This is a genomic window from Alcanivorax sp., from assembly GCF_002726155.1.
In the GTDB taxonomy this organism is placed as follows: Bacteria; Pseudomonadota; Gammaproteobacteria; order Pseudomonadales; family Alcanivoracaceae; genus Alcanivorax.
Map to the genome: position 1 here is coordinate 33518 of NZ_PBSH01000052.1, position 20465 is coordinate 53982.

The following is a 20465-nucleotide window of genomic DNA, read 5'->3' on the forward strand; positions in this document are numbered from 1 at the left end:
CCGGCTGTCATGGATGACATGGAAACCACGCTTCAACGGATTTTTGCCAGCGAATCCCGCCGGGTACTGGCGACGCTGATTCGTCTGCTGGGAGATTTCGATCTGGCAGAAGATGCCTTGCAGGAAGCGTTCGTCGCTGCCCTGCGGCAATGGCCGGAAGACGGCGTGCCAGACAATCCCCGTGCCTGGCTGGTCTCTGCGGGGCGTTTCAAGGCCATCGATCAGTTACGCCGCCGTGCCTGTTACGACGCGCTATTGCGTGAGCAGGCGGATCACCTTGCCACCCAGGCGACGGTGGAAATGGAGATAGAGAATGCGGCCATCGAGGATGACCGGCTGCGCCTGATCTTCACCTGTTGTCACCCGGGGCTGGCGCCGCAAGCCCAGGTGGCGCTGACATTACGGGAAGTGTGTGGGCTCACCACGGAAGCCATCGCCCGGGCCTTTCTCAGCAAACCCGCCACTGTGGCCCAGCGGATTGTTCGCGCCAAGGGCAAGATCCGCGATGCGAAGATTCCCTACGAAGTGCCGGAAGGCGCGGCATTGGCGGAGCGTCTGCAGTCGGTCCTGCAGGTGATCTATCTGGTGTTCAACGAGGGCTATCTGGCGTCGTCTGGCGAGCAGGCGCTGCGCCATGATCTCAGTGAGGAAGCGATTCGCCTGGCGGAGCTGGTGCTGGCCTTGCTGGCGGAACGCACCGACCAGCCGGACCCGGAATGCCAGGGCCTGCTGGCGCTGATGTTGCTCCACCATGCCCGTAGGGCGACGCGCACGGATGCGCAAGGCGAGCTGGTGTTGCTGGAAAACCAGCAGCGCAGTCTCTGGGATCGACAGGAAATCCAGCGCGCCGATCAACTGGTGCGCCAGGCCTTGCTGTCACGGCGCTTCGGGCCTTATACCCTGCAGGCCGCCATTGCGGCAGTGCATGCACAGTCACCCAGCAGTGCAGAGACTGACTGGCAGGAAATCGTCGGGCTCTATGATCTGTTGATGCAGCATATGCCGACGCCCATCGTGGCGCTCAATCGGGCGGCGGCGCTGGCCATGCGTGATGGCCCGGAGGCTGGTTTGCAGGCACTGGCGCCGCTGATGGAGAACAAGGCCCTGCAAGGGTATCACCTGGCCCATGCCGCGCTGGCCGATATGCACCGGCAGTTGGGCCATCAGGACGCGGCGGCTCAGGCCTACACGCAAGCGCTGGCATTGGCGACGCAGCCGGCGGAAAAGCGCTTTCTGCAACAACGGCTTGCCGACCTGTCCGGCTAGCGATTTTATCCGCGGCCAGCGGAATGTTGAAAAAAACAGGAGCGCTGTCGAAAGCGGGGTTTCAGGTTCGACTAATGAGTGACCGACCCATAAAGGAGTTGAACATGAGCATTGAAGCAACCATCCAGGACCAGACTCGCCGCTGGCTGAAAGGCGCAGCCGATAATGATGTCGAGGCGATCATGGCCCTCTATCACCCGACTATCCGCTCATTCGATGCCATTCTGGCTATTCAGGTATCTGGCGAGAAAGCGTATCGGGCGCATTGGAAAAAATGCATGGAATCCTGCCCGGCGGAGCCGTTTTTCGAGATGCACGACCTGGTTGTGGAGGCATCCGATTCGCTGGCGGTGTCGCATAGCCTGACCCATTGCGGTGCCACCGTGGAAGGGGAAAAGCAGGGTGGCTGGATGCGCTGTACGCATGTGTGGAAACGCGATGGTGACCAGTGGAAGATTGTGCACGAACACTTTTCCTGCCCGTTCAATCCGGAGGACATGTCGCTGATTATGACGTGGCAATCGGAGCACGCACCGGTACCCTTTAATTAGGGTCTAACAGGCCCAGGAGAGCGTGATGAAATATCTATGTCTGGTGTATTACAACGAAGCGGCCATGCAGGAGCGTGGTGATGATCACTGGCAATCGCTTAACAAGGAGTGCCAGTCCTACAGCGGCGGCTTGCAGGAGTCTGGCGTGATGCTGGATGGCTCCGCCCTGCAACCGGTGTCCACGGCGACCACGGTGCGTTTGCGTGATGGGCAGGTGAGTGTCACCGATGGGCCCTTTGCGGAAACCAAGGAGCAACTGGCGGGCTTTTACCTGATCGATGCCAATGACCTGAACGATGCGATCCGAGTGGCCAGCCGTATTCCGCCGGCACGCTATGGCAGCATCGAGGTGCGGCCGGTGCGTGACATCTACGGTGAGTCGTCGGATGCCGTGCCCTACGCCGAAGCGCTTGCGCAACGCTAACCTTCGAACTAGTCGAAGGTCTTCGCGAATACCAAACCGCCCCACAGTACATTGCGGTCGCCCACCCCTTCTTTCAGTTCGGAGGTGTGGCCGCGCAGGACATAGCTGAGCCGATAGCCGTCGCTGAAGGCATAGGTGTAACCCAGCCAGGCTTCGGCGACGCCATGGTTCACTTCGTCGCTGTCGTAGCGCACGTCGCTGTCCCGGAACTGGCCTTGCAGAAACGCATTGTAGGCGCGGCCGACCAGCGCGATGCCACCCCACACATAGTGCTCGTTGTCTTCACTGGTGGCGGTGGTGTTGTTGCGTTCACCATAGCGGGTCAGCTCCGGGTTGCTCTGCCACCAGGGGCTGCGCAGGCGCCCGGCGCGAAAGCTCAGGCTCCAGCGCGCTTCAGTGAGGTAACCCACGGAACCTTCCACGGTGCTTTTCACTTCCAGATTGTCGCTGGAAATGGGCAGGGTTTTCTGCCGTGCCACCGCATAGCGAGCGGTGGGTTCGCCGCCATCGCTGATTTGGTGATCCCAGCCCTCCGCTTGTTCACTGCCGACGACCTTGTGCACACCATTTTGAATATTGCCGGCCAGGTCCAGCCCCAGGGCGCCCAGTGTCAGGGTGCTGTGCCAGGCCACCTGGTCGTCGGGATTCACCTGCACGCGGCTGCTGGAAAGATAGATCATGCTGGCATAGGGACGGTCGTCGTAGAGGGGCTCGGGCCGCTCTTTCTGTTCCGGGGTGAAACCGAAAATGCCGGCTTCAAAACTGTGGCCGCGAATCCGGCTACTGGACAGGCCATTGAGGCCCAGGGCGCTATCGATCCAGCCCAGCGGGGTGTCCAGGGAAAGCAGAAAATCCCGTGCCCGGGTGCCGGTGGCGGCCATGCTGAGGCCGTAGGTGTAATCCTGATCACGGGTGCCCGGCACCAGCATGTCGTTATCCAGGGTCAGTGCCCAGCTGCCGTTTTCGCGCTCCTGCTCCGGTTGAGCGCGGGGTTGGCGTGGGTGTATTTCGGCGAGTCCCGGGTCTGCGGCCCGGGCCAGCGGCGAGGCGGTGTCGGACAGGGACGCGGCAGCGGTCAGTGCCGGGCTCGCCAGCATGATGATCGCCAGTAGGCTGGCAACCCGGAAACCGGGGGAAGGAAAAAGGCTGTCGCGTGTGTTCTCTGTCATGGCTCCGTGTCCGTCTCACTCCGGGAGCGCGCAAGCGGCTCGCCGGAACTACAATTCAGTGACGCGTACGGTATGCCCCGCACGCGCATGGTCGGTATCGCGTTGCTGGGCGGTTGTTGCCTGTTTCTACAGAGAGTTGTTGTTCTGCCAGCGGCAGCGGCGCCATTGTCGAGCCGCTGAGTGTTCAATAGGACTAGGATCGGCGATGACTGTTCGATGAAACAGTGCGACAGCGTTGGCCATTTAATCGAATTTTTCGATTTATCCGGAACACGCCCTTATCTGCGGATGACAAGATTCCCGTCACTGCCGTCTTCTTCGGTCATTGAGCTTCGTTGCCCAGGCGGCGTAGCCTCAGTGACATATTCATGAGCTGACGCTCAACAGACAGTGATGAGAAGGAGAGCACGGTGGCAGAAGCATATATCGTAGCGGCGGTGCGTACCGCTGGTGGCAAGAAGAACGGTCGGCTGAGCAAGGTACACCCGGCGGATATGGGCGGTCGCGTTATCGATGCCGTGGTCGAGCGCACCGGTGTGGCGCCGGAAAAAGTTGACGATGTGATTTTTGGTTGTGTGAGCCAGATCGGCCCGCAGACCTTCAATGTGGCACGCACCTCCATCATGAGCTCCTGCCTGCCGGAGTCCGTGCCCGGGGTGACGATCGATCGCCAGTGCGGCTCTTCCCAGCAGGCGATTCATTTTGCCGCCCAGGCGGTGATGAGTGGCACCCAGGACCTGGTGATTGCCGGCGGGGTGGAATCCATGAGCCAGGTGCCCATCGGTTCTCCGGTGATGGCCGTCAAGGAAATGGGTAACCCGTTTACCGGTGAGATCAGCAAGCGCTACCCGGGGGAAACCTTCAGCCAGTTCCATGGTGCCGAGCGCATGGCGGAGAAATACGGGGTGAGCAAGGCGGAGCTGGATCAGTTCGCCTACGATTCTCACAAACGTGGGGCGGCGGCTACCGAGGCGGGCCGTTTCAAGGATGAAATCATTCCGGTGCCGGTGACCCTGGAAGACGGTACCCAGGAAGAGCATACCGTAGATGAAGGCATCCGTTGGGAGGCGGAGCTGGATGCGATCAAGGCACTGCAGCCGCTGCAGGAAGGCGGTCACATCAGCGCCGCCAACGCTAGCCAGATTACCGATGGTGCCTCGGCGGTGATGATCGCCAGCGAAAAGGCGGTGAAGGAGCTGGGCCTGACGCCGCTGGCGCGTATCCACGCCATGGCGGTGGTGGGTTCTGACCCGACCATGGTGCTGGAAGGCCCGATCCCGGCCACCGAGAAAGTACTCAAGCAGGCCGGCATGACCATGGCGGATATCGACCTGTACGAAGTCAACGAAGCGTTCGGCTCCGTGCCGCTGGCCTGGATGAAGGCAGTGGGTGCAGACTACGAAAAACTGAACGTGAACGGTGGCGCCCAGGCGCTGGGCCACCCGCTGGGGGCCACCGGTTCCAAGCTGATGGGCACGCTGGTGTATGAGCTGAAACGCCGTGGCGGCAAGTACGGTCTGCTGGCCATCTGTGAAGGCCTGGGCACCGCTAACGCGACCATTATCGAAGTGCTGTAAACGTTGTCGCTGGAAGTGAAAAGTTGAAAATGGAAACGCGGGCGGGCGTGTAGCGGGTCATCTGACATTCAGCTCCGTGCCTGCGCGTTTTTCAGCTTGAAAAAAGCCGCTCCGGTTTTCCGGGGCGGCTTTTTTGTGCGCACGGTTTTATTTGCAGGAGCCATGCTTGCATGGCGAAGGGTTCAGTCACGAGTTTCGAGTTTCGAGGAGCGAAGTGCAGAACCGGAAGCCCTCTCTTCGGATCCTGGGTTTTGCCTTTCGCCTTGGCCTTTGCTTTTGCCTTTCGCACCTCGCAACTCGTCACTCGTATCCCGATACCGTTTCCGCGCCAGGGCCGCTTAGCGAATCAACTGAGCCTTTCCACCAGCCAGACTCCGGCCAGTATCATGATGGCTACTGACCCCACCGGCACAAAGACGCGCTTGTACAGCGCCGTATCCCGGGCCAGATAAGCCAGCGGCACAAACAGCAGCACGATGGCGATCTGCCCCAGTTCCACACCGATATTGAAGCCCAGCAGCGGCAACACAATGCCGTCGCCCATCAGCCCGAGATCCGCAAGCACTGACGCAAACCCCAGCCCGTGCACCAGACCAAACACGAAAGCCATGATCCAGCGTTTCGGAAACAGCCCCGGTAGCAGATTGGCGGCGGCGCCGAGCGCGACGGTGAGGGCGATGGCGGATTCCACCAGCCAGGCGGGCAGGGTGATGATGCCCAGCGTGGCCAGCGCCAGCGTCAGCGAATGGGTGACGGTGAAGGCGGTGACGATGGCCACGGTCTGGGTCAGGGCACCACGCATGGTGGGTGCCGGCTGCCAGCCGCCCCGTTGCCATACCAGCACGGCGGGAAACAGCAGGGTGAGCAGGAACAGGATGTGGTCGTAGCCGATCAGGATGTGGTGGATGCCCTGATGCACAAACCCCTGAAAGGCCTGCCATTGCCCGGCGCCACTGCTATCGAGCTGGTGGCGACGTTGTTTGTCGCTGAATGTCACCGCCAGCTCGACGCCGTCGTGGTTCGATCTGAGCAAGCCGTGGTGACTGGGGTCCCGGTCGAACAGGAAGCGGTAATGAACACCCAGCTGTGCCGGTGCGGCGGGGCAAGTGCCCTGAAAATGCAGGGCGGCGTAGGTGCCGTCCACATGGTCATTGGCCTGCAAACCGGTGAGCGTGAGCGGGCAGGGTTGGGCTGTCTCGCCTTGCCCTGTCTGCACGGTGAGCATGGGCAAAATTTGCTGCGCCAATTCGGGTTGGCGGTTACGCAGCTCCCCCCAGGTGATGTTGCCATCGTTGTTGCTGTCCAGGTCGATCACCAGTTGCAGATCGCGCAGGGCAATATCCCAGCGGCCGGTAATGTCTGGACTGCTGGCGGTGCTGTTCAGGGTCAGGTAGCTGTCGCTGGGTTTATGGGCAAACGCCGGGGCGCAGGCGAGAAGCAGCATCAGTATCAGGCAATGCTTCATGGTTGGGCCTCCGGCCAGTGCGCTTGGAGGGCGGCGTCATGAACGCCGTGGGTGTCGATGAAATCCCGTGCGGTGGCCCGGGCAGCATCGTTGTCGGCGGCGGTGGCCGCCGCGAGCAACAGGCGCAGGTCGGTGAGCTCCTTTTGCTGCTGCCAGTTGTCCCGGGCCACGGCAAGGGCCTCGGTGGGCGACGGGACGACCTGCAGCAGGTAGCGGGCATGCTCACGTTGATGCACGGTGCGGCCAGCGAGTTCCGCCGCGTCCAGCCGTTGCTGATAGGCTTGTTGCCACTGCTCTGCCTGCGGATGCTGGCTTCTCTTGCCGGCAATGGCCAGGCGCAGCAGGGCATTGTCCCGGTCCTGCCAGTTTTTCAGATCCGCAATCACGGCGTCGGAGTGACCTTGCTGTAACCACAGGTCGTTTTGCAGGTAGCGCAAATAGGCATCCTGTGGGGCGAGCGCCAGGGCGGCATCCAGGGCCTGTTGCGCCCGTTCCGGTTCGCCCTGCTGAATGGCCATTTCGGCAATGAGAGTCTGCAACCAGACGCTCTGGGTGGTGTCGCTAACCAGTGGGCTATCGGCCAGCGACTGCAGGGTGGCGTAGGCGCGCTGATGTTGGCCTGTCATGGCCTGCACACTGGCCTGGCATAACACCACCGTCGTCGGTGGCAGGCTGTTGGCCGCGTTGCCACAGGCTTGCCGGGCGGCATCGAACTGGCCCTGAACCCGTTCGATGTTGGCCAGCATCAGCCAGCCCTGGCCCTGGTTGGGGTGCTGTTCCAGCAATTCCGTCAGGCGGGTTCGGGCCCGGGTGAAATGGTGGCGTTGTTGCTCGATGTCTGCCCACAGCAGGCTCACTGCCGGGGAGGGCGGCTGTGAAAACGGCCTCAGGGTGCGTTGTGCATAGCCGAGAAAACGCGGGGCGCCTTGCTGGCGACCGTAATCAATCTGGGCCCGGGCCAGGCGCAGTGCATCGGCCTCGTTCTGTGGTGGGCTGGCGGGGGTCAGGGCCCGTTGCGAGTCCGACAAGGTGGCCAGCACCGTGTTGTCATTGTCCGGGGTGTAGGGGGCTGCCCGGGTCGTGCTGACCAGTAGCCCCCCGCAGAGAATCAACAGTAAGGCCGCCGGAAACCGGCGGCCTGTTTGGGGGTTAGTCCAGGACACTGTTATAGGCATCCTCGTTGCTGTTGGTCTGATTCCGGAAACGCAGGTTGTTCACGCTAACCGGGTCGGTGGTGTCACTGGTGGTGGCCAGCTGGGTTTTCACAAAAGCCGTGTAGTCCACCGTGGCTTGTGCCCGGGGCGGTGGCGGGTCGTTGTCATCGTCACCGCCGCAGGCCACAAGCCCGAGGGTGGCCAGTGAAACCGTGGTTGCCAGTAATAAACGCATGATGTCCTCCTGTAATGGGGCGCGGTTACGGCGCGGCGGCCACGTTGTCGGCACCGGGCAGCGGCGTGTTCAGGTACGGAAAGGTAGTCAGGTAGGCAGCCGGATCGGGCAGGGCGCCGTCATTGACGATGGCACCACCGTTGACCTGACTGTCCTGGGTGCCGCAATTACCGATTTCACCACCGGGATCGGCGCCGTTCACATCCGCTCCGCAGAGGAAGCCTTCGGCGGCGGTGAGGGCGATATCCACCACGTCATCCACCGGGCGACGACCGTTGGGGAAGCCGGCAAAGTCACCCCCGGCAACACCGAGGTCCACCTGGGCACCGGCGGCGGTGGCCGGGATGCCGGTATTCAGGCGCAGCATTTCACTGGGGGTTACGGTGGGCAGCTGGGTGACACCGGGGACACCGGTGAGGAACACAGTGACCAGATCGTTACGTGGGGTTTCCGGCGCCGGCACGCTGAACAGCACATTCACCAAAGCTGGCAGGCTTGGGTTGGTCACATAGGTGGCGAACTGGCCATCATCTTTCGGTTCACTGGCGTTGAAACGGTCTTTGTCGGGCAGGCCGATGACCACTTCGTTCACCAGGGGTGAGCCGAGGCGTGATACCTGGGTATAGGCGCCGCCTTTCACGGCCGGGCCTTTGGCATCGGTGCTTGCGGTGGTGCTGGAGCCCTGCGGCGCCGGGTTGATGACGCTGGCCTGACGAACGCTGGCGGTGGTCCAGCCACCGACAACGGTGTTGTCGCCGGTCAGGCAGTCCGCCGGGACTTCCAGAGCCAGGCTGGTGACGTTTTTGTCGTCAAGAATGTTGTTGCGCGAATCCCGGGCGCCCAGTGGGTCGAGCGCTACCAGGTCGAACACTTCGCCCAGGTTCACCACAAAGCCTTCCTGGCGTTGGCCAACGAACACTTTGCCCGGCATGGGGCAGTCGGGGAGCGTGACGTCATAGATGAAACTGTCGGCGTAGGTGGCGTAATCGTTGATCGATTTTGTGCCAATGTTGTCCACCGGTTTGGCAAAGGTGTCGTCACCACTGCCGGCGTGGGTGATGTTTTGAACGTTGCCGGTGCGGCGATCGCCGGTGATCATTTTGACGGTGTAGCTCTCCAGCACGTTTTGGGCGCTGGTGTCGTTGGCGGTGATGGCGCCGATGTTGATCAGCGGTACCGGCACGTCAGTGCCGCCCACATTGACCGTGGCGTTTTTGCGTTCTGTATTGAATTGAAACTGGAAGGTGATGTCTTCCATGGCGTTGCCGTCATTATCGATATGGATTTCGTAAATGGCGTCATCGTCCAGGGAAAAATAATTGGGACCGCCATAGGCATCCTGCAGGGGCAGGTAGTTGGCGATCAGGGTCACATACCCGTCACGGCCGGACTCATAGCTGTTGAACATATAGAAGTCCGTGCCATCGACTTTGGGCATGCCGGTGATGAACGGGGCCTCGCGGTGGCTGGATGCCAGCGCGGTGCTGCTGGCCAGCAGCGCGGCGGCGGTACAGACCGCGGGTAAGAGAACAGGGCGGCGTAACATACGAACACTCCTTTTATTTATGTCTCTACGGTACGCAGCAGGTCGCCTGCCGGATGCAAAAAATATTTTGTTTTTTTCTGCATCCGTTATGCGGTTTTTCACGTATTACTAACAGGTAAGCTGTCATTAAGGAGGTCTACTCAACGGCACGTCCGGAGAACCTCGTTATGGCAGCAAAGGAAGGCATGCTGGTGGATCAGCTGGCAAAAGTGGCGCAGGGCGATCGCGCTGCCTTTGCGGGGCTGTATCAACAAACCAGTCGTGCGGTGTACGGACAGTGCATGCAATTGTTGCGTGATAATGACGAGGCCAATGACGTGCTGCAGGAAACCTATATTCAGGTGTGGCATCACGCCGGTGAATACCATGCGGACCGGGGATCGGTACTGACCTGGATGATGTCGATCTGTCGGTACCGGGGGCTGGATGCATTGCGTCGCCGGCGTACCGATGTGGCGTTCGATACGGTGGCCCAGAACCATGCCTGCGAGAAACCTGGGCCCATGCAGAATGCAGGCGACATGGTGGATCGGCAGCGCTTAAGTGATTGTTTACGCGATCTGGATGAGCGTTATCGAAACAGTATCGAGATGGCCTATTTTCGTGGCTTCACCCATCAGGAGCTGGCGGTTGCCATGGGGCAGCCTCTGGGGACCACGAAAAGCTGGGTGCGCCGTGGGCTCAATGTCTTGCGTCAGTGCCTGGGTTCATGAAGCCGGATAACCCTGAACGTAACCATGCGCTGGCGGCGGAATATGTGCTGGGCACCCTGCACGGCGCGGCGCGAAAACGTTTCGAACGCTGGATGATGCTGTCGCCCAAATTGCGTCGGCAGGTGTGGCTGTGGGAGCGGCGTTTGCAACCGTTCAATGAGTCTGCGCCCAGCATGCAGCCGCCGGCCGATGCCTGGGATGCGCTGGAGCGCCGGTTGTTTTCCGCGCCAGAGACGGCGGCTGAGCCCCGTGCCGCTGCCTGGTGGCAGTCGGCGTTGCCCTGGCGCTGGACCACAGGCATTGCTGTGGCGGGGTTGATGGCGTTATTGATCTGGACGCCGGTGCCGCCGAAAGCCCCGGAGAGTGGATTGGTGGGGGTGGTGCAGGGAACACAGGCGCAACCATTGTGGGTGTTGAACGCCTCCCGGGGAGACCACAGTCTCACATTGCGTTCATTGCCGCCCACGTTGCCGGCAAGCGATGATCAGGATTATGAGCTGTGGTTGTTGCCGGAATCCGGGGTGCCGATCTCGTTATCGGTATTGCCGACCGAAGGGGCAGAGTTGCGGATTACGCTGAGTCATGAGCAGGTGAAACAATTGCTGCAATCCCGTTCCCTTGCGATCAGCTTGGAGCCCCATGGCGGTTCACCGACAGGGCAGCCCACCGGGCCGGTGGTGTATCAGACTCAGCTTGTGGATTTATAGCAGGGCAGGCGAGCCGGGTGCTGGCCTGCGTTGATGCGGCGTCAGCTGCCGAGTTCGCTTTCGGCGATTTCCAGCGCTTCCATGGCGTCCAGTAGCTCCCCTTCCAGGGCGTCGTGCTGTTTCTTCAGGCGAGCCTGATCCCCCAGCAGACCGTTCATTTCGTCCTTGCGGTTTGGGTCGGTGTACAGCGCGTCATCGCCCAGCCTGTCTTCCACTGTGGCCAGTGTGTCACTGCATTGGGCCAGTTGTTTTTCCAGGGTTTCCACCTGCTTTTTCAACGGCCGTAACTGTTGGCGTTGTTGGGCGGCTTGCTGGCGGCGGGCCTTGGCGTCCTGGCCATCGCTGGCTTTCTCTTCTTTCACCGGTTTGCCGTCGCGGCGGTTTTGTTGCAACCAGCGGGCGTAGTCGTCCAGGTCGCCATCGAAATGGCTGACGCCGCCGTTGGCCACCAGGAAAAAATCGTCCACGGTGGTTTCCAGCAGGTGGCGATCGTGGGAGACCATCACCACCGCCCCTTCGAAGGCTTGCAGGGCCAGGGTCAGCGCTTCGCGCATGTCCAGGTCCAGGTGGTTGGCGGGCTCATCCAGCAGTAGCAAGGCGGGTTTTTGCTGGACGATCATGGCCAGCGCCAGGCGGGCTTTTTCGCCGCCGGAAAAACGCCCGATGGGGGCGAATACATCATTCCCCTGAAAGCCGAAGCGGCCCAGTTCGCTGCGCAATTGTGATTCGCTCCATTGCGGGTAGAACCGGGACAGCATCTGGTAGGGGGTGTCGTTGGCGTCCAGGCGATCCACCTGTTGCTGGTGGAAGTAACCGATTTTCAGATCATCGTTTTTTTCAAAGTGACCGCCCAGTGGGGGAAGCTCGCCCACCAGGGTACGTACCAGGGTGGATTTGCCCGCGCCATTGGGGCCGAGCAGGCCGATGCGGGTTTCCGGACGCAGGCTCAGGTTCACCTGGTCGAGGATCACCGCATCAACGCCGTTATTGCGATAGCCGCATTGCACCGCGTCCAGGTTCTCCATGGGGTTGGGCAGTTTTTCCGGGCTGTGAAAATCAAAACTGAAGCCGGAATCCACATGGGCGGGGGCAATCAGTTCCAGTTTTTCCAGCGCCTTTACCCGGCTCTGGGCCTGCTTCGCCTTGCTGGCTTTTGCCTTGAAACGGGTAATGAATTTTTGCAGGTGGGCGACCTGGGTCTGCTGCTTGTCATGCATCTTCTGCTGCAGTGCCAACTTTTCGGCGCGCTCGCGTTCGAAATCGGAGTAGCCGCCGGTGTACTGCTTCAGGCTGTTGTGTTCGATGTGCAGAATCTGGGTGACGATGGCATCCAGAAACGCCCGGTCGTGGGAGATCACCAACAGCGCTCCGGGCTGCTGAATCAAATAACTCTGCAGCCAGAGAATGGCATCCAGATCCAGGTGGTTGGTGGGCTCATCGAGAAGCAACAGGTCCGCGTCGCTCATCAGCACCTGGGCCAGGTTCAGACGCATGCGCCAGCCGCCGGAAAAACTGGAGACGGGCTGCTGCTGTTGAGCTTCGCTAAAGCCCAGACCGGCCAGCAGGATGGCGGCGTTGGCCGGTTGTTGCCAGGCGTGCAGGGCGTCCAGCTCGCCGTGGGTCAGGGCAATGGCGTGGTTGTCGCCGGCCTGTTCAGCGGCCGCCAGTTTACGCTCGGCGGCGCGCAGGGCGTGGTGGCCGTCCAGCACATAATCGATGGCGGGTTGTTCCAGCGCGGGGACTTCCTGGGCCATCATGGCCAGGCGCCAGTCGGCAGGCAGGTTGAGGTTGCCGCCGTCGCTCTCCAGCTCGCCCATGATAAGCTTGAACAGCGAGCTCTTGCCGCTGCCATTACGGCCCACCAGACCTACGCGCCAGCCCTTGTGCAGGACCAGGTTGGCATCTTCCAGCAGCAGGTCGGGGCCGCGGCGAAGGTTGATATGTTCGAGAGACAGCATGGTGAGCCTATTTTCAAGACAGTGGCCTGCGTGCCGTGACAGACGTGCAGGAAACCGGCGCAGTGTAAGCGATGGCCTGTTCAAGCACCAACCTGCCCGGGGAGGTGAACCAGGGGATGCCCGTGAATGATGAGATGAAAGCGGATCTGTGGCGTTTTGCGCTGGGGCGCTGGCAGGACAAGCGGTTCGAGAAAGCCTGCCTGCATCTGCAGGACGATTATCAGGTGCCAGTATCGCTACTGCTGTGCGGCTTGTGGCTGGCGGCGTCGGGCAAGCAGCCGGATGCCCGGACGGGTCGACGGCTGGCGGAGCTGGCGGAGCCGTTCGAAGCGGATTATCTGCGCCCCCTGCGCCAGGTACGCCGCAAGGCCGCACAGGATGAGCGCTTGCCCGAGTTCAAACGCCAACTCCAACAGGTAGAGCTGGAGGGCGAGCGCTGGTTGCTGACTACCCTGCCTTCCTTGTGCGAGAACTTGTTGCCGGCGGGCAAGCCGGTGGATGCCATGGGTTGGTTGCTGGTGCTGGTCCCGGAAACGGCGCAGTGTGAAGGGTTGCAGAAATCGCTCAATGATCTGGTTGCGCTTTAGGCATTGCGACGAAGCCGCTGTAGGAGTACCTCTTGAGGTGCGAATCCGAGCCTTGGCGAGGAAACGGTATCGCAGCTACTCCCATCTCTTTCTCAGGAAAAACTGTCAAGCCCTGACATTCCTGATCGTCCCCGGATCAAGTCCGGGGCAGGCTCTTCGCCCGATTCCGCGTTCACACGCGATTCGCACCTCAAGTGGTGCTCCTGCAGAAATCGCGTGTTACCACTTTCAACTTTGAACTTTCCCCCCTGCGCTGCCATTCTTCCTGTCCACGTTTTATTCGGACCCTTCCATGAGCACCGACCTGGACTTTGATCGCGATCACCTCTGGCACCCCTATACGTCTACTTCGAAACCCCTGCCCACTTTTCCTGTGGCCAGTGCGGCCGGGGTGAGGCTGACGCTGGATGACGGGCGTGAATTAGTGGACGGCATGTCGTCCTGGTGGGCGGCGGTGCATGGCTATAACCACCCGGTGTTGAATCAGGCGGCCAAGGACCAGATCGATCGTATGGCCCATGTGATGTTCGGGGGGCTGACCCACGAACCGGCGGTGGAACTGGGCAAAAAATTGGTGGCGTTGACGCCGGATCCACTGGAGAAAGTGTTTCTGGCTGACAGCGGTTCGGTGTCCGTGGAAGTGGCGATCAAGATGGCCTTGCAGTACTGGCTGAGCCAGGGGCATACCGGCAAGGACAAGCTGCTGGCCCTGCGCAACGGCTATCACGGTGATACCTTCGGCGCCATGGCAGCCTGTGATCCGGTCAACGGCATGCATTCGCTATTCAGTGGCGTACTGGCCAAACACTATTTTGCTGACGCGCCGCAGTGCCCCTACGACAGTGATTTCGAAACGGCAGATCTGGATTCCATCCAGCAGATGCTGGCGGCTCACCATCAGGAGATCGCCGCCGTGATTCTGGAACCGGTGGTGCAGGGCGCTGGGGGCATGCGCATTTATCATCCGACCTATCTGAAAGCCGTGCGCGCCTTGTGTGACGAATACGGTGTGTTGCTGATCTTTGATGAGATTGCTACCGGGTTTGGTCGCACGGGTAAAATGTTTGCACTGGAGCATGCCGATGTGTGCCCGGATATCCTTTGCCTGGGCAAGGCGATTACCGGGGGCTACATGACTCTGGCGGCTACGTTATGCACCGATCAGGTAGCAGCAGGGATTTGTGAGGGGGAGGCCGGTGTGTTGATGCACGGACCAACCTTTATGGGCAACCAGCTGGCCTGTGCCGTGGCCAACGCCAGTATCCAGTTACTGCTGGATTCCGGCTGGCAGCAAAAAGTGGCCGCCATCGAAGCTCAGCTCAAGAACGAACTGCTGCCGTTGAAGGCGCTGCCTGCGGTGGCCAATACCCGGGTGTTGGGTGCCATTGGGGTGATGGAAATGAAAGAACCGGTGGCCATGGAGCAGGTGCAGGCACGCTTTGTGGAGCTGGGTGTGTGGATTCGCCCGTTCGGCAAGTTGGTCTACATCATGCCGCCATTCGTGATCGAGCCGGAGGATTTAAGCAAGCTCACCGGGGCGATGCGGGATTTGGCGGAGGGCAGTTGACGTTAAGACCTAACTTTCTACAAACCCGCTGTAGGAGTTCCCTTCCAGGGGACGAACCTCGCGAAGCGAGGCTACAAGAGTTTTTACCTGCCGCACTGTCATGAGTCGATCTAGAACCTGATCGCCCTGCGGGCAATTCCGCGTTTACACGCGGTTCGTCCCCTGGAAGGGAACTCCTGCAGGTGGTTTACCGAAACCCCGGCATGGTCTGTATCAGGTGCCGTTGCACCTCCAGCCATTCGCCGATTAGCCGCCAGTGTTGCTGGTCTTCAAGATGGCGGGAGACGGCGGCGTCCATGATGCCTTCACCCTGGCTCATGGCCTGCACGTAGAGCTGGGTATCACGCAAGGTCACCAGGTAGGGAATTTTCAGGCTGGACAGAAACTGGCGCAGGGCTTCGTACATTTTTGTGCGAGTGCGCGCCCGGTTGGCGATCACGGCCAGCCGGCGGGGACGACGTCGATAGCTGGGGGTAAGCATGACGCTTTGCAGAAACCGGGTAGTAGCGCGGATATCAATGGGGCTGGGCAGCACAGGAACCAGAACCACCTGGGAGAGTCGTAACAGGTGATCCAGCTGGTGCGGATCCAGCCCGGCAGGGGAATCGATGATCACCAGGTTGCCGGCCTGGTCCAGGCGCTGCTGCAGACGGCCCAGGGAAACCGGTTCGCCGGCAGGCCAGCTGAGGGTTTGAATGGTGGGTGACTTGCGCATTTTCAGCCACTGGGTGGCAGACTGTTGTGGGTCCAGGTCCATCAGGCATACCGGACGCCCCAAGGCCTCGAAGTAGCAGGCCAGATTGGTGGCGATGGTGGTTTTGCCGCAACCCCCTTTGCTGTTTGCGACCAGAATCACCAAACGCGATGCGTGGGGGCGATGCTGGGAGCCGATCCCCGTGGATGGGCTGTTCTGTGCGCTGTTCATACCGTTTCTTTATGGTTATTTCGTATGATTCTACCTGCCCCTAATGCCGGTGCGGTGACCGTCGGAAGAAAGGGTGATTGTGCTCACAAATTCAACACTACCGCAAAAGTGGCACCAGTGATGTAAATTGTGATGTTATTTTGCTCCCACCGGGAACTCGATCCCGTGAAGAGGCTCAATACAGGGGAATCCGGCATTATGCGTTTCTTGCTCATTATTGTGGTGCTGCTGCTGGCAGTGCTGGCGGCATTGTTTATTGTGCCGCTGGGTGGCGGTAAGCCACTGTTGGACTGGCAGCATGTGGAACAGAACTGGCAACAGCCGGAAAAATTGTTCGATGGGAGCCTGTCTCCCTGGCTGGAAAAAAAGGGAGACACGGAGCTGTATCGCTGGCGTGACCCCGATGGAAACTGGCAGTATGGCCAGATTCCGCCGCCAGGTGTGTCGGCGGAACCCATTACGGTAAAGGCCCCGGACACCATCAGCGCGGAAGAGATGCGCGGTGGCAAGGGGCTTGAAGAGACACAACAGAAACAATAACAGTAAGCCAATTGGAGGCAGAATGAAGAAATTGGGAATCGTGCTGGCAGGAACGGTCTTGCTGGCAGCCTGTGGTCAGGAAAGCGCAGAAGTGAAAACGGACGACCAGAAAGCGTCCTATGCTTTGGGTTTCCGCAGTGCCGAGCAGATGCGCAGCCTGGAAAACCTGGACCTGGATGCCATGGTTGCAGGCCTGCGTGATGGCTTCGACGAGAAGGGCGAGTCCCGCCTGGGTGATGAAGACCTGGATCAGCTGATTCGTGATTTTCAGGGTCGCATGATGGCCGCTCAGCAGAAGAAGGTTGAGGAAGAAGCCGGCAAGAACCTGGAAGCCAGCGAAAAATTCCTGGCGGAGAATGCTGAACGTGACGGCGTGACCGTTACCGACAGCGGCATGCAATACGAAGTGCTGGCCTCCGGTGAAGAAGGGGCCCCGTCTCCGACTCTGAACGATACCGTGGAAGTGCACTACCACGGCACACTGCCCGACGGCACTGTGTTCGACAGCTCAGTAGAGCGTGAGCAGCCTGCCACCTTCGGCCTGCAGCAGATCATTCCGGGCTGGCAGGAAGCGTTGCCGATGATGAAGGAAGGCGACAAGTGGAAAATCGTCCTGCCGCCATCACTGGCTTATGGTGAGCAAGGTGCGGGTGGCGACATCGGCCCGAACCAGGTGCTGATTTTCGAAATCGAGCTGCTGGATGTGAAAGGCAGCGGTGATGAGGCAAGCGCCGACGAGGAATAAATCCCGTCGTCTTATGCTTCAACAAAAAGGGCGCCTTCGGGCGCCCTTTTTGGTTTGTGAGCATTTCTGCAAGGCCGCAGCGGAGCAACGACCCAGATGCGAGTTGCGAGAAGTGAGTTTCGAAAACCAAAACCCCACTCACGGATTTTGCCTTTCGAAACTCGCTCCTCGTGACTCGCTTTTCTGCCAAGCCGGTTCGCGCTTCATACTCGCAGAGCACAGAGAGCGGCGCTCCTACATTTAACCTTGAAGCGCGGAGCACGGCGGCTGCTGTTGCACGCCATGCATTGCTTCGTGTTGCAGCTTGTAGCTTGCCGCTGCCTTTAGTGCGTCGCCTGCTGCCGCGGCGGTTCTTGCTGGTGGATGCTGAGAATCAGCTGGTCTTCCAGGGCAAAGCGTTCTTCCAGGGTTTCCATCAGTGCACTGATGCGCTGAGGTAACACCTTGCGCTGGGCCAAGCACTGGTTCGGATGTTCGAAGTCTTCATTGAAAGCCAGGGCAGCATCGGTGGAGGTGTCCAGCTTCTGCATAATCTGCCGGGTCAGTGCCGGGTTCTCCCGGTGAAAGTGGCGGGCTTCGTTAACCAGTTCCCGATATACCTCGAAATAGCCGGCACTGATGTAGTCCATCAGTAGCTGACAGAATCGCTGTACCTGCCGGTGCATGGGTTGCGGGTTGTCGTACGGTTGGGGGGTAGAAAGGCCTTTCAGGCCCTGCATGGTGCACAGCAGCACAATCAGCTGTTGGCGTTCATCCAGCCAGGCCTGAACCAGGGCTTCGATACGTTGCCATTGAGCCAGTGCTGCAGATGTGGAACTCGCCATTGTGTTCCCTCCTTAGTGAATGGCTGAGACTGCCTTGGGCCGGGGGTACGAACGGTGCCGTACGAGCGGACGTCTGATTCTTCAGCAGGGCTATCGAGACTAGGATGGAGCGTGGCGAGGGCGCAATGGGCAGAAAGTGACCTTTTCGCGGAGTGGGTGGAAACAGTGAAAAAAACAGCGTGGCGTCAGCCACTTGCTGATAAAGACGGATTTTTTATAAGGCAGGGGCTTTTAGTGCTTTGTAACTAGTGCTTTGTAACGGCAGGCGTGTGGCGTGCAGCCCCTGTTGCGGCTCTTACAGATATTGCGCCACCCAGGGCCACAGCCAAGGCAGTGCGATGGCGGTGACCAACCCACACAGGCCCAGCGCCAGGCCCGCAAAGGCGCCGGCTTTCTCGCCGTATTCGAAGGCTCTGGCGGTGCCGATGGCGTGGGCTACCAGCCCCAGTGCAAAGCCTTTTACCCGGTGGTCGGTAACCTTGAGCAGCCGGAAGATGGGGCCGGCGGAAAGCGCGCCGACAATGCCGGTGATGGCCACGGCACCGGCCGCCAGCGAGACGTAGCCGCCGGTGGATTTCACCACTTCCACGGCAATTGGCGTGGTGATGGATTTGGGGGCCAGCGAGCCCACGACTTCCGCGGGCGCACCCAGCCACCAGGCCAGCCCCACCGCGATGGCGGCTGAGATGAAGGCGCCGAGAATGGTGGCGATGACAATGGGGGTAAGCACGCTGCGCACAGTGTGGAGTTGCCGGTATAACGGCCAGGCCAGGGCAACGGTGGCCGGGCCCAGCAAAAAGGCAATGATCTGGGTCTGGTCGCGGTATTCCTCGTAGTCCACATTCACCAGCGGCAACACGATAATCACCGGGATGGAGGCCACCAGAAACGGGTGAAACACGGGCAGGCTGTTGCTGCGGCCGTAGATCCAGAGGGCGAAACGGTAGCTGGCCAGCGTCAGTAGCACACCAAACAGGGGGGTGTGTGCCAGCCCGGCCAGGTTGTCCAGGTTAGCCGGCATGGTCGTCTCCATGGGCTTTGCCTGTGGCTTCCTGGTGTTTGCCGCCCAGCAGCTTTTTCAGCATCAGGGTAACCACGATCATGCTGAGCAGGGTGCCCAGCACCACGGCCACGCCCAGCGCCAGGGCGTACTCTTCGTAGCGGTGCCACTGCAGCACGATGCCGACCCCGAGGGGAAAAATCAGCAGACTGATGTGTTTGATCAGGGCACCGGCGGCCGGGGCCACCCGTTGCGTGAACGGGGCTTCCAGCAATAGTGCCAGCAGCAATAGCACCATGCCGACCACGGAAGCGGGTAGGGGAATGCCAGTGAGGCGAATAACCACCTCACCGAAAAACTGGAATAACAGCAGGATCAGCAGACCATCGATCATAGCGGGCTCAGCGGGGCAGCGGGCGGAACATCTGGATCAGGGCAACGATCAGCAGGCCGGCAAACACCACCATGGACCAGGCCGGCAGGCTCAGGCCGAGAAAGGACCAGTCCATTTCGGCGCACTCGCCGGAACCGGCCAGCACTTGCTGGAGCACATTCTGCAGGGGGAATACGTCGAGCATGTAGTCCAGCCCGGGGCCGCAGGCGGGCACCTGGTCCGCCGGCAGGTTCTGCAACCAGATATGGCGTGCTGCCACGGCGCCACCACCGAGGGCAGCCAGGGCGGTCAGCGCGCCGTAGATGCGCACCCCAACGCCTTTCGGGCCGTGCAGGCTGGCGATCAGCAGGATCACCGCCCCGACGATCACGCCGACGCGCTGGAAAATACACAGCGGGCAGGGTTCCAGTCCATCCACGTGTTGCAGGTAAAGGGCGCCGGCCATGGCGGCCAGACAGGCAAGGAATGCGAGGATGTTCAGCGGGCGTGGAGCAGGAATGAAGGACGGCATGGGGCGGCTCTTTTCGTCGGGGACCGGCGAAGGGTAGGCAAAAGCGCCGATGGCGGCAAGGGCGAAGGAGGACGGATGTTCACGCACTGTGTCGGGTGCGGGCGAGGCAGGACATGATGCCTGCATCGCGACCTGCGCCAAACGTGAGAATTATCTGATCCTTTTTGCGGATTTGTCTCAGGCTTGTTTGGCGTTTTTCTGCTGCAGGTTACGGTCGTGCCAGGCGTCGATACCGGCCTGCCAGCCGTCAAACCACCATTGCGTCAGCGGGGCATCCGTATAGGGGCAACGATTGCTGTCGCCGCCGGACATGCCCCACATGCATCCCTGATTGTACGCTTTTTCGCACTGCTCCCGGTCTGGAGACATGCCCTTGCTCCTTGTCACGTTCCATTGAGAGTAGCACTACGGTGCTATTTGCATAGCGTGCGAGTCCGCATTTTTGTTGTGCAAATGCAGCAAGAGCGATCTGTGTGCAGCGTTAGCGGTGCGCTATGCAACGGAATGTGTCGCAGTGCAACGTGCCGTTGGCAGGGCGGAGCAAGCCAGAGAGAGAGGGAGATGGAGTGAGGCGGGGCTGCAGCGGTCCCCGTGGAGGGTGGGAGTC

The 20465-nt window shown here is 60.5% G+C and carries 22 protein-coding genes; 10 read left to right on the forward strand and 12 right to left on the reverse strand.

All coding sequences use genetic code 11. The annotated features are described in order from the left end of the window. Nucleotides 1-9: 9 nt before the first annotated feature. The 3 genes from CL546_RS15835 (at nucleotide 10) to CL546_RS15845 (ending at nucleotide 2241) form a co-directional block, all read left to right on the forward strand. Complete coding sequence (locus tag CL546_RS15835) at nucleotides 10-1266, forward strand: RNA polymerase sigma factor (protein ID WP_290496659.1); 1257 nt, start codon at nucleotides 10-12, stop codon at nucleotides 1264-1266. A gap of 104 nt (nucleotides 1267-1370) precedes the next feature. Next, a complete protein-coding gene (locus tag CL546_RS15840; protein WP_290496660.1) occupies nucleotides 1371-1817 on the forward strand; it encodes a YybH family protein in 447 nt (148 codons plus the stop codon). 25 nt (nucleotides 1818-1842) lie between these two features. Continuing rightward, nucleotides 1843-2241: a YciI family protein gene (locus CL546_RS15845; protein ID WP_290496661.1), complete on the forward strand. Its 399-nt coding sequence runs from the start codon at nucleotides 1843-1845 to the stop codon at nucleotides 2239-2241. 8 nt (nucleotides 2242-2249) lie between these two features. Here the strand turns inward: CL546_RS15845 and CL546_RS15850 are convergent, their stop codons facing one another. Continuing rightward, the gene (locus CL546_RS15850; RefSeq protein WP_290496663.1) at nucleotides 2250-3410 is read right to left on the reverse strand and encodes a lipid A deacylase LpxR family protein; all 1161 of its coding nucleotides are present in this window, start codon (nucleotides 3408-3410) and stop codon (nucleotides 2250-2252) included. Nucleotides 3411-3820: 410 nt separating this feature from the next. Between CL546_RS15850 and CL546_RS15855 the strand changes: the two genes are divergently transcribed. Next, entirely contained in the window at nucleotides 3821-4987 is a 1167-nt protein-coding gene (locus tag CL546_RS15855) for an acetyl-CoA C-acetyltransferase (RefSeq protein ID WP_290496665.1), read from the forward strand. A 346-nt stretch (nucleotides 4988-5333) separates the two neighbouring features. Here CL546_RS15855 and CL546_RS15860 read toward each other — a convergent pair whose 3' ends face one another. Genes CL546_RS15860 through CL546_RS15875 form a run of 4 tightly spaced genes read right to left on the reverse strand, consistent with a single transcriptional unit; the run spans nucleotide 5334 to nucleotide 9387 of the window. Next, the gene (locus tag CL546_RS15860; protein ID WP_290496666.1) at nucleotides 5334-6452 is read right to left on the reverse strand and encodes a HupE/UreJ family protein; all 1119 of its coding nucleotides are present in this window, start codon (nucleotides 6450-6452) and stop codon (nucleotides 5334-5336) included. Next, complete coding sequence (locus CL546_RS15865; protein ID WP_290496668.1) at nucleotides 6449-7615, reverse strand: tetratricopeptide repeat protein; 1167 nt, start codon at nucleotides 7613-7615, stop codon at nucleotides 6449-6451. The genes CL546_RS15860 and CL546_RS15865 overlap by 4 nt, the downstream gene beginning before the upstream one ends. After that, nucleotides 7602-7841, reverse strand: coding sequence for a hypothetical protein (locus CL546_RS15870; RefSeq protein ID WP_290496670.1), 240 nt, complete (start codon nucleotides 7839-7841; stop codon nucleotides 7602-7604). Before CL546_RS15870 ends, CL546_RS15865 begins: the two co-directional genes overlap by 14 nt. A gap of 25 nt (nucleotides 7842-7866) precedes the next feature. Then, nucleotides 7867-9387, reverse strand: a complete 1521-nt coding sequence (locus tag CL546_RS15875; RefSeq protein WP_290496672.1) for a DUF4331 domain-containing protein — start codon at nucleotides 9385-9387, stop codon at nucleotides 7867-7869. A 167-nt stretch (nucleotides 9388-9554) separates the two neighbouring features. Between CL546_RS15875 and CL546_RS15880 the strand changes: the two genes are divergently transcribed. Together CL546_RS15880 and CL546_RS15885 are read left to right on the forward strand one after the other, a co-directional pair. Beyond that, nucleotides 9555-10100, forward strand: a complete 546-nt coding sequence (locus CL546_RS15880; RefSeq protein ID WP_290496673.1) for a sigma-70 family RNA polymerase sigma factor — start codon at nucleotides 9555-9557, stop codon at nucleotides 10098-10100. Then, complete coding sequence (locus CL546_RS15885) at nucleotides 10097-10807, forward strand: anti-sigma factor (protein WP_290496675.1); 711 nt, start codon at nucleotides 10097-10099, stop codon at nucleotides 10805-10807. The genes CL546_RS15880 and CL546_RS15885 overlap by 4 nt, the downstream gene beginning before the upstream one ends. 41 nt (nucleotides 10808-10848) lie before the next feature. Here the strand turns inward: CL546_RS15885 and CL546_RS15890 are convergent, their stop codons facing one another. Continuing rightward, nucleotides 10849-12765 carry an ATP-binding cassette domain-containing protein gene (locus tag CL546_RS15890; RefSeq protein WP_290496677.1) on the reverse strand — a complete coding sequence of 639 codons (1917 nt, stop codon included), beginning with the start codon at nucleotides 12763-12765 and terminating at the stop codon, nucleotides 10849-10851. Nucleotides 12766-12881: 116 nt separating this feature from the next. Between CL546_RS15890 and CL546_RS15895 the strand changes: the two genes are divergently transcribed. Continuing rightward, nucleotides 12882-13352: a TIGR02444 family protein gene (locus CL546_RS15895; RefSeq protein ID WP_290496687.1), complete on the forward strand. Its 471-nt coding sequence runs from the start codon at nucleotides 12882-12884 to the stop codon at nucleotides 13350-13352. A 292-nt stretch (nucleotides 13353-13644) separates the two neighbouring features. Continuing rightward, nucleotides 13645-14919, forward strand: a complete 1275-nt coding sequence (gene bioA, locus CL546_RS15900; protein ID WP_290496679.1) for an adenosylmethionine--8-amino-7-oxononanoate transaminase — start codon at nucleotides 13645-13647, stop codon at nucleotides 14917-14919. 187 nt (nucleotides 14920-15106) lie between these two features. Here the strand turns inward: bioA and CL546_RS15905 are convergent, their stop codons facing one another. Continuing rightward, nucleotides 15107-15844 carry a ParA family protein gene (locus CL546_RS15905; RefSeq protein WP_290496680.1) on the reverse strand — a complete coding sequence of 246 codons (738 nt, stop codon included), beginning with the start codon at nucleotides 15842-15844 and terminating at the stop codon, nucleotides 15107-15109. Nucleotides 15845-16042: 198 nt separating this feature from the next. Between CL546_RS15905 and CL546_RS15910 the strand changes: the two genes are divergently transcribed. Further along, complete coding sequence (locus CL546_RS15910) at nucleotides 16043-16384, forward strand: DUF4124 domain-containing protein (RefSeq protein ID WP_007149274.1); 342 nt, start codon at nucleotides 16043-16045, stop codon at nucleotides 16382-16384. A gap of 22 nt (nucleotides 16385-16406) precedes the next feature. Next, the gene (locus CL546_RS15915) at nucleotides 16407-17129 is read left to right on the forward strand and encodes an FKBP-type peptidyl-prolyl cis-trans isomerase (protein WP_290496681.1); all 723 of its coding nucleotides are present in this window, start codon (nucleotides 16407-16409) and stop codon (nucleotides 17127-17129) included. Nucleotides 17130-17452: 323 nt separating this feature from the next. Here the strand turns inward: CL546_RS15915 and rsd are convergent, their stop codons facing one another. The 5 genes from rsd to rmf all read right to left on the reverse strand — a co-directional run bounded on the left by rsd (nucleotide 17453) and on the right by rmf (nucleotide 20227). Further along, nucleotides 17453-17953: a sigma D regulator gene (gene rsd / locus CL546_RS15920; RefSeq protein ID WP_290496682.1), complete on the reverse strand. Its 501-nt coding sequence runs from the start codon at nucleotides 17951-17953 to the stop codon at nucleotides 17453-17455. 295 nt (nucleotides 17954-18248) lie between these two features. Further along, complete coding sequence (locus tag CL546_RS15925) at nucleotides 18249-18974, reverse strand: LrgB family protein (protein WP_290496683.1); 726 nt, start codon at nucleotides 18972-18974, stop codon at nucleotides 18249-18251. Continuing rightward, entirely contained in the window at nucleotides 18964-19347 is a 384-nt protein-coding gene (locus CL546_RS15930) for a CidA/LrgA family protein (protein ID WP_290496685.1), read from the reverse strand. The genes CL546_RS15925 and CL546_RS15930 overlap by 11 nt, the downstream gene beginning before the upstream one ends. 7 nt (nucleotides 19348-19354) lie before the next feature. Then, nucleotides 19355-19858 (reverse strand): disulfide bond formation protein B, encoded by a 504-nt coding sequence (locus CL546_RS15935; RefSeq protein ID WP_290496689.1) that lies wholly within the window; start codon nucleotides 19856-19858, stop codon nucleotides 19355-19357. Nucleotides 19859-20035: 177 nt separating this feature from the next. Further along, on the reverse strand, nucleotides 20036-20227 hold the full coding sequence (gene rmf, locus CL546_RS15940; protein ID WP_007150230.1) for a ribosome modulation factor: 192 nt from the start codon (nucleotides 20225-20227) through the stop codon (nucleotides 20036-20038). Nucleotides 20228-20465 lie beyond the last annotated feature (238 nt).

Bases quoted from the DNA above. Each gene is read 5' to 3' on its own strand.
- CL546_RS15910 (WP_007149274.1), top strand. From the start codon at position 16,043: ATGCGTTTCTTGCTCATTATTGTGGTGCTGCTGCTGGCAGTGCTGGCG.
- CL546_RS15845 (WP_290496661.1), top strand. From the start codon at position 1,843: ATGAAATATCTATGTCTGGTGTATTACAACGAAGCGGCCATGCAGGAG.
- CL546_RS15875 (WP_290496672.1), bottom strand. From the start codon at position 9,387: ATGTTACGCCGCCCTGTTCTCTTACCCGCGGTCTGTACCGCCGCCGCG.
- CL546_RS15925 (WP_290496683.1), bottom strand. From the start codon at position 18,974: ATGCCGGCTAACCTGGACAACCTGGCCGGGCTGGCACACACCCCCCTG.
- CL546_RS15935 (WP_290496689.1), bottom strand. From the start codon at position 19,858: ATGCCGTCCTTCATTCCTGCTCCACGCCCGCTGAACATCCTCGCATTC.
- CL546_RS15930 (WP_290496685.1), bottom strand. From the start codon at position 19,347: ATGATCGATGGTCTGCTGATCCTGCTGTTATTCCAGTTTTTCGGTGAG.
- rmf (WP_007150230.1), bottom strand. From the start codon at position 20,227: ATGTCTCCAGACCGGGAGCAGTGCGAAAAAGCGTACAATCAGGGATGC.
- CL546_RS15915 (WP_290496681.1), top strand. From the start codon at position 16,407: ATGAAGAAATTGGGAATCGTGCTGGCAGGAACGGTCTTGCTGGCAGCC.
- CL546_RS15890 (WP_290496677.1), bottom strand. From the start codon at position 12,765: ATGCTGTCTCTCGAACATATCAACCTTCGCCGCGGCCCCGACCTGCTG.
- CL546_RS15895 (WP_290496687.1), top strand. From the start codon at position 12,882: ATGCCCGTGAATGATGAGATGAAAGCGGATCTGTGGCGTTTTGCGCTG.
- bioA (WP_290496679.1), top strand. From the start codon at position 13,645: ATGAGCACCGACCTGGACTTTGATCGCGATCACCTCTGGCACCCCTAT.
- CL546_RS15860 (WP_290496666.1), bottom strand. From the start codon at position 6,452: ATGAAGCATTGCCTGATACTGATGCTGCTTCTCGCCTGCGCCCCGGCG.
- rsd (WP_290496682.1), bottom strand. From the start codon at position 17,953: ATGGCGAGTTCCACATCTGCAGCACTGGCTCAATGGCAACGTATCGAA.
- CL546_RS15885 (WP_290496675.1), top strand. From the start codon at position 10,097: ATGAAGCCGGATAACCCTGAACGTAACCATGCGCTGGCGGCGGAATAT.
- CL546_RS15870 (WP_290496670.1), bottom strand. From the start codon at position 7,841: ATGCGTTTATTACTGGCAACCACGGTTTCACTGGCCACCCTCGGGCTT.
- CL546_RS15835 (WP_290496659.1), top strand. From the start codon at position 10: ATGGATGACATGGAAACCACGCTTCAACGGATTTTTGCCAGCGAATCC.
- CL546_RS15850 (WP_290496663.1), bottom strand. From the start codon at position 3,410: ATGACAGAGAACACACGCGACAGCCTTTTTCCTTCCCCCGGTTTCCGG.
- CL546_RS15880 (WP_290496673.1), top strand. From the start codon at position 9,555: ATGGCAGCAAAGGAAGGCATGCTGGTGGATCAGCTGGCAAAAGTGGCG.
- CL546_RS15905 (WP_290496680.1), bottom strand. From the start codon at position 15,844: ATGAACAGCGCACAGAACAGCCCATCCACGGGGATCGGCTCCCAGCAT.
- CL546_RS15840 (WP_290496660.1), top strand. From the start codon at position 1,371: ATGAGCATTGAAGCAACCATCCAGGACCAGACTCGCCGCTGGCTGAAA.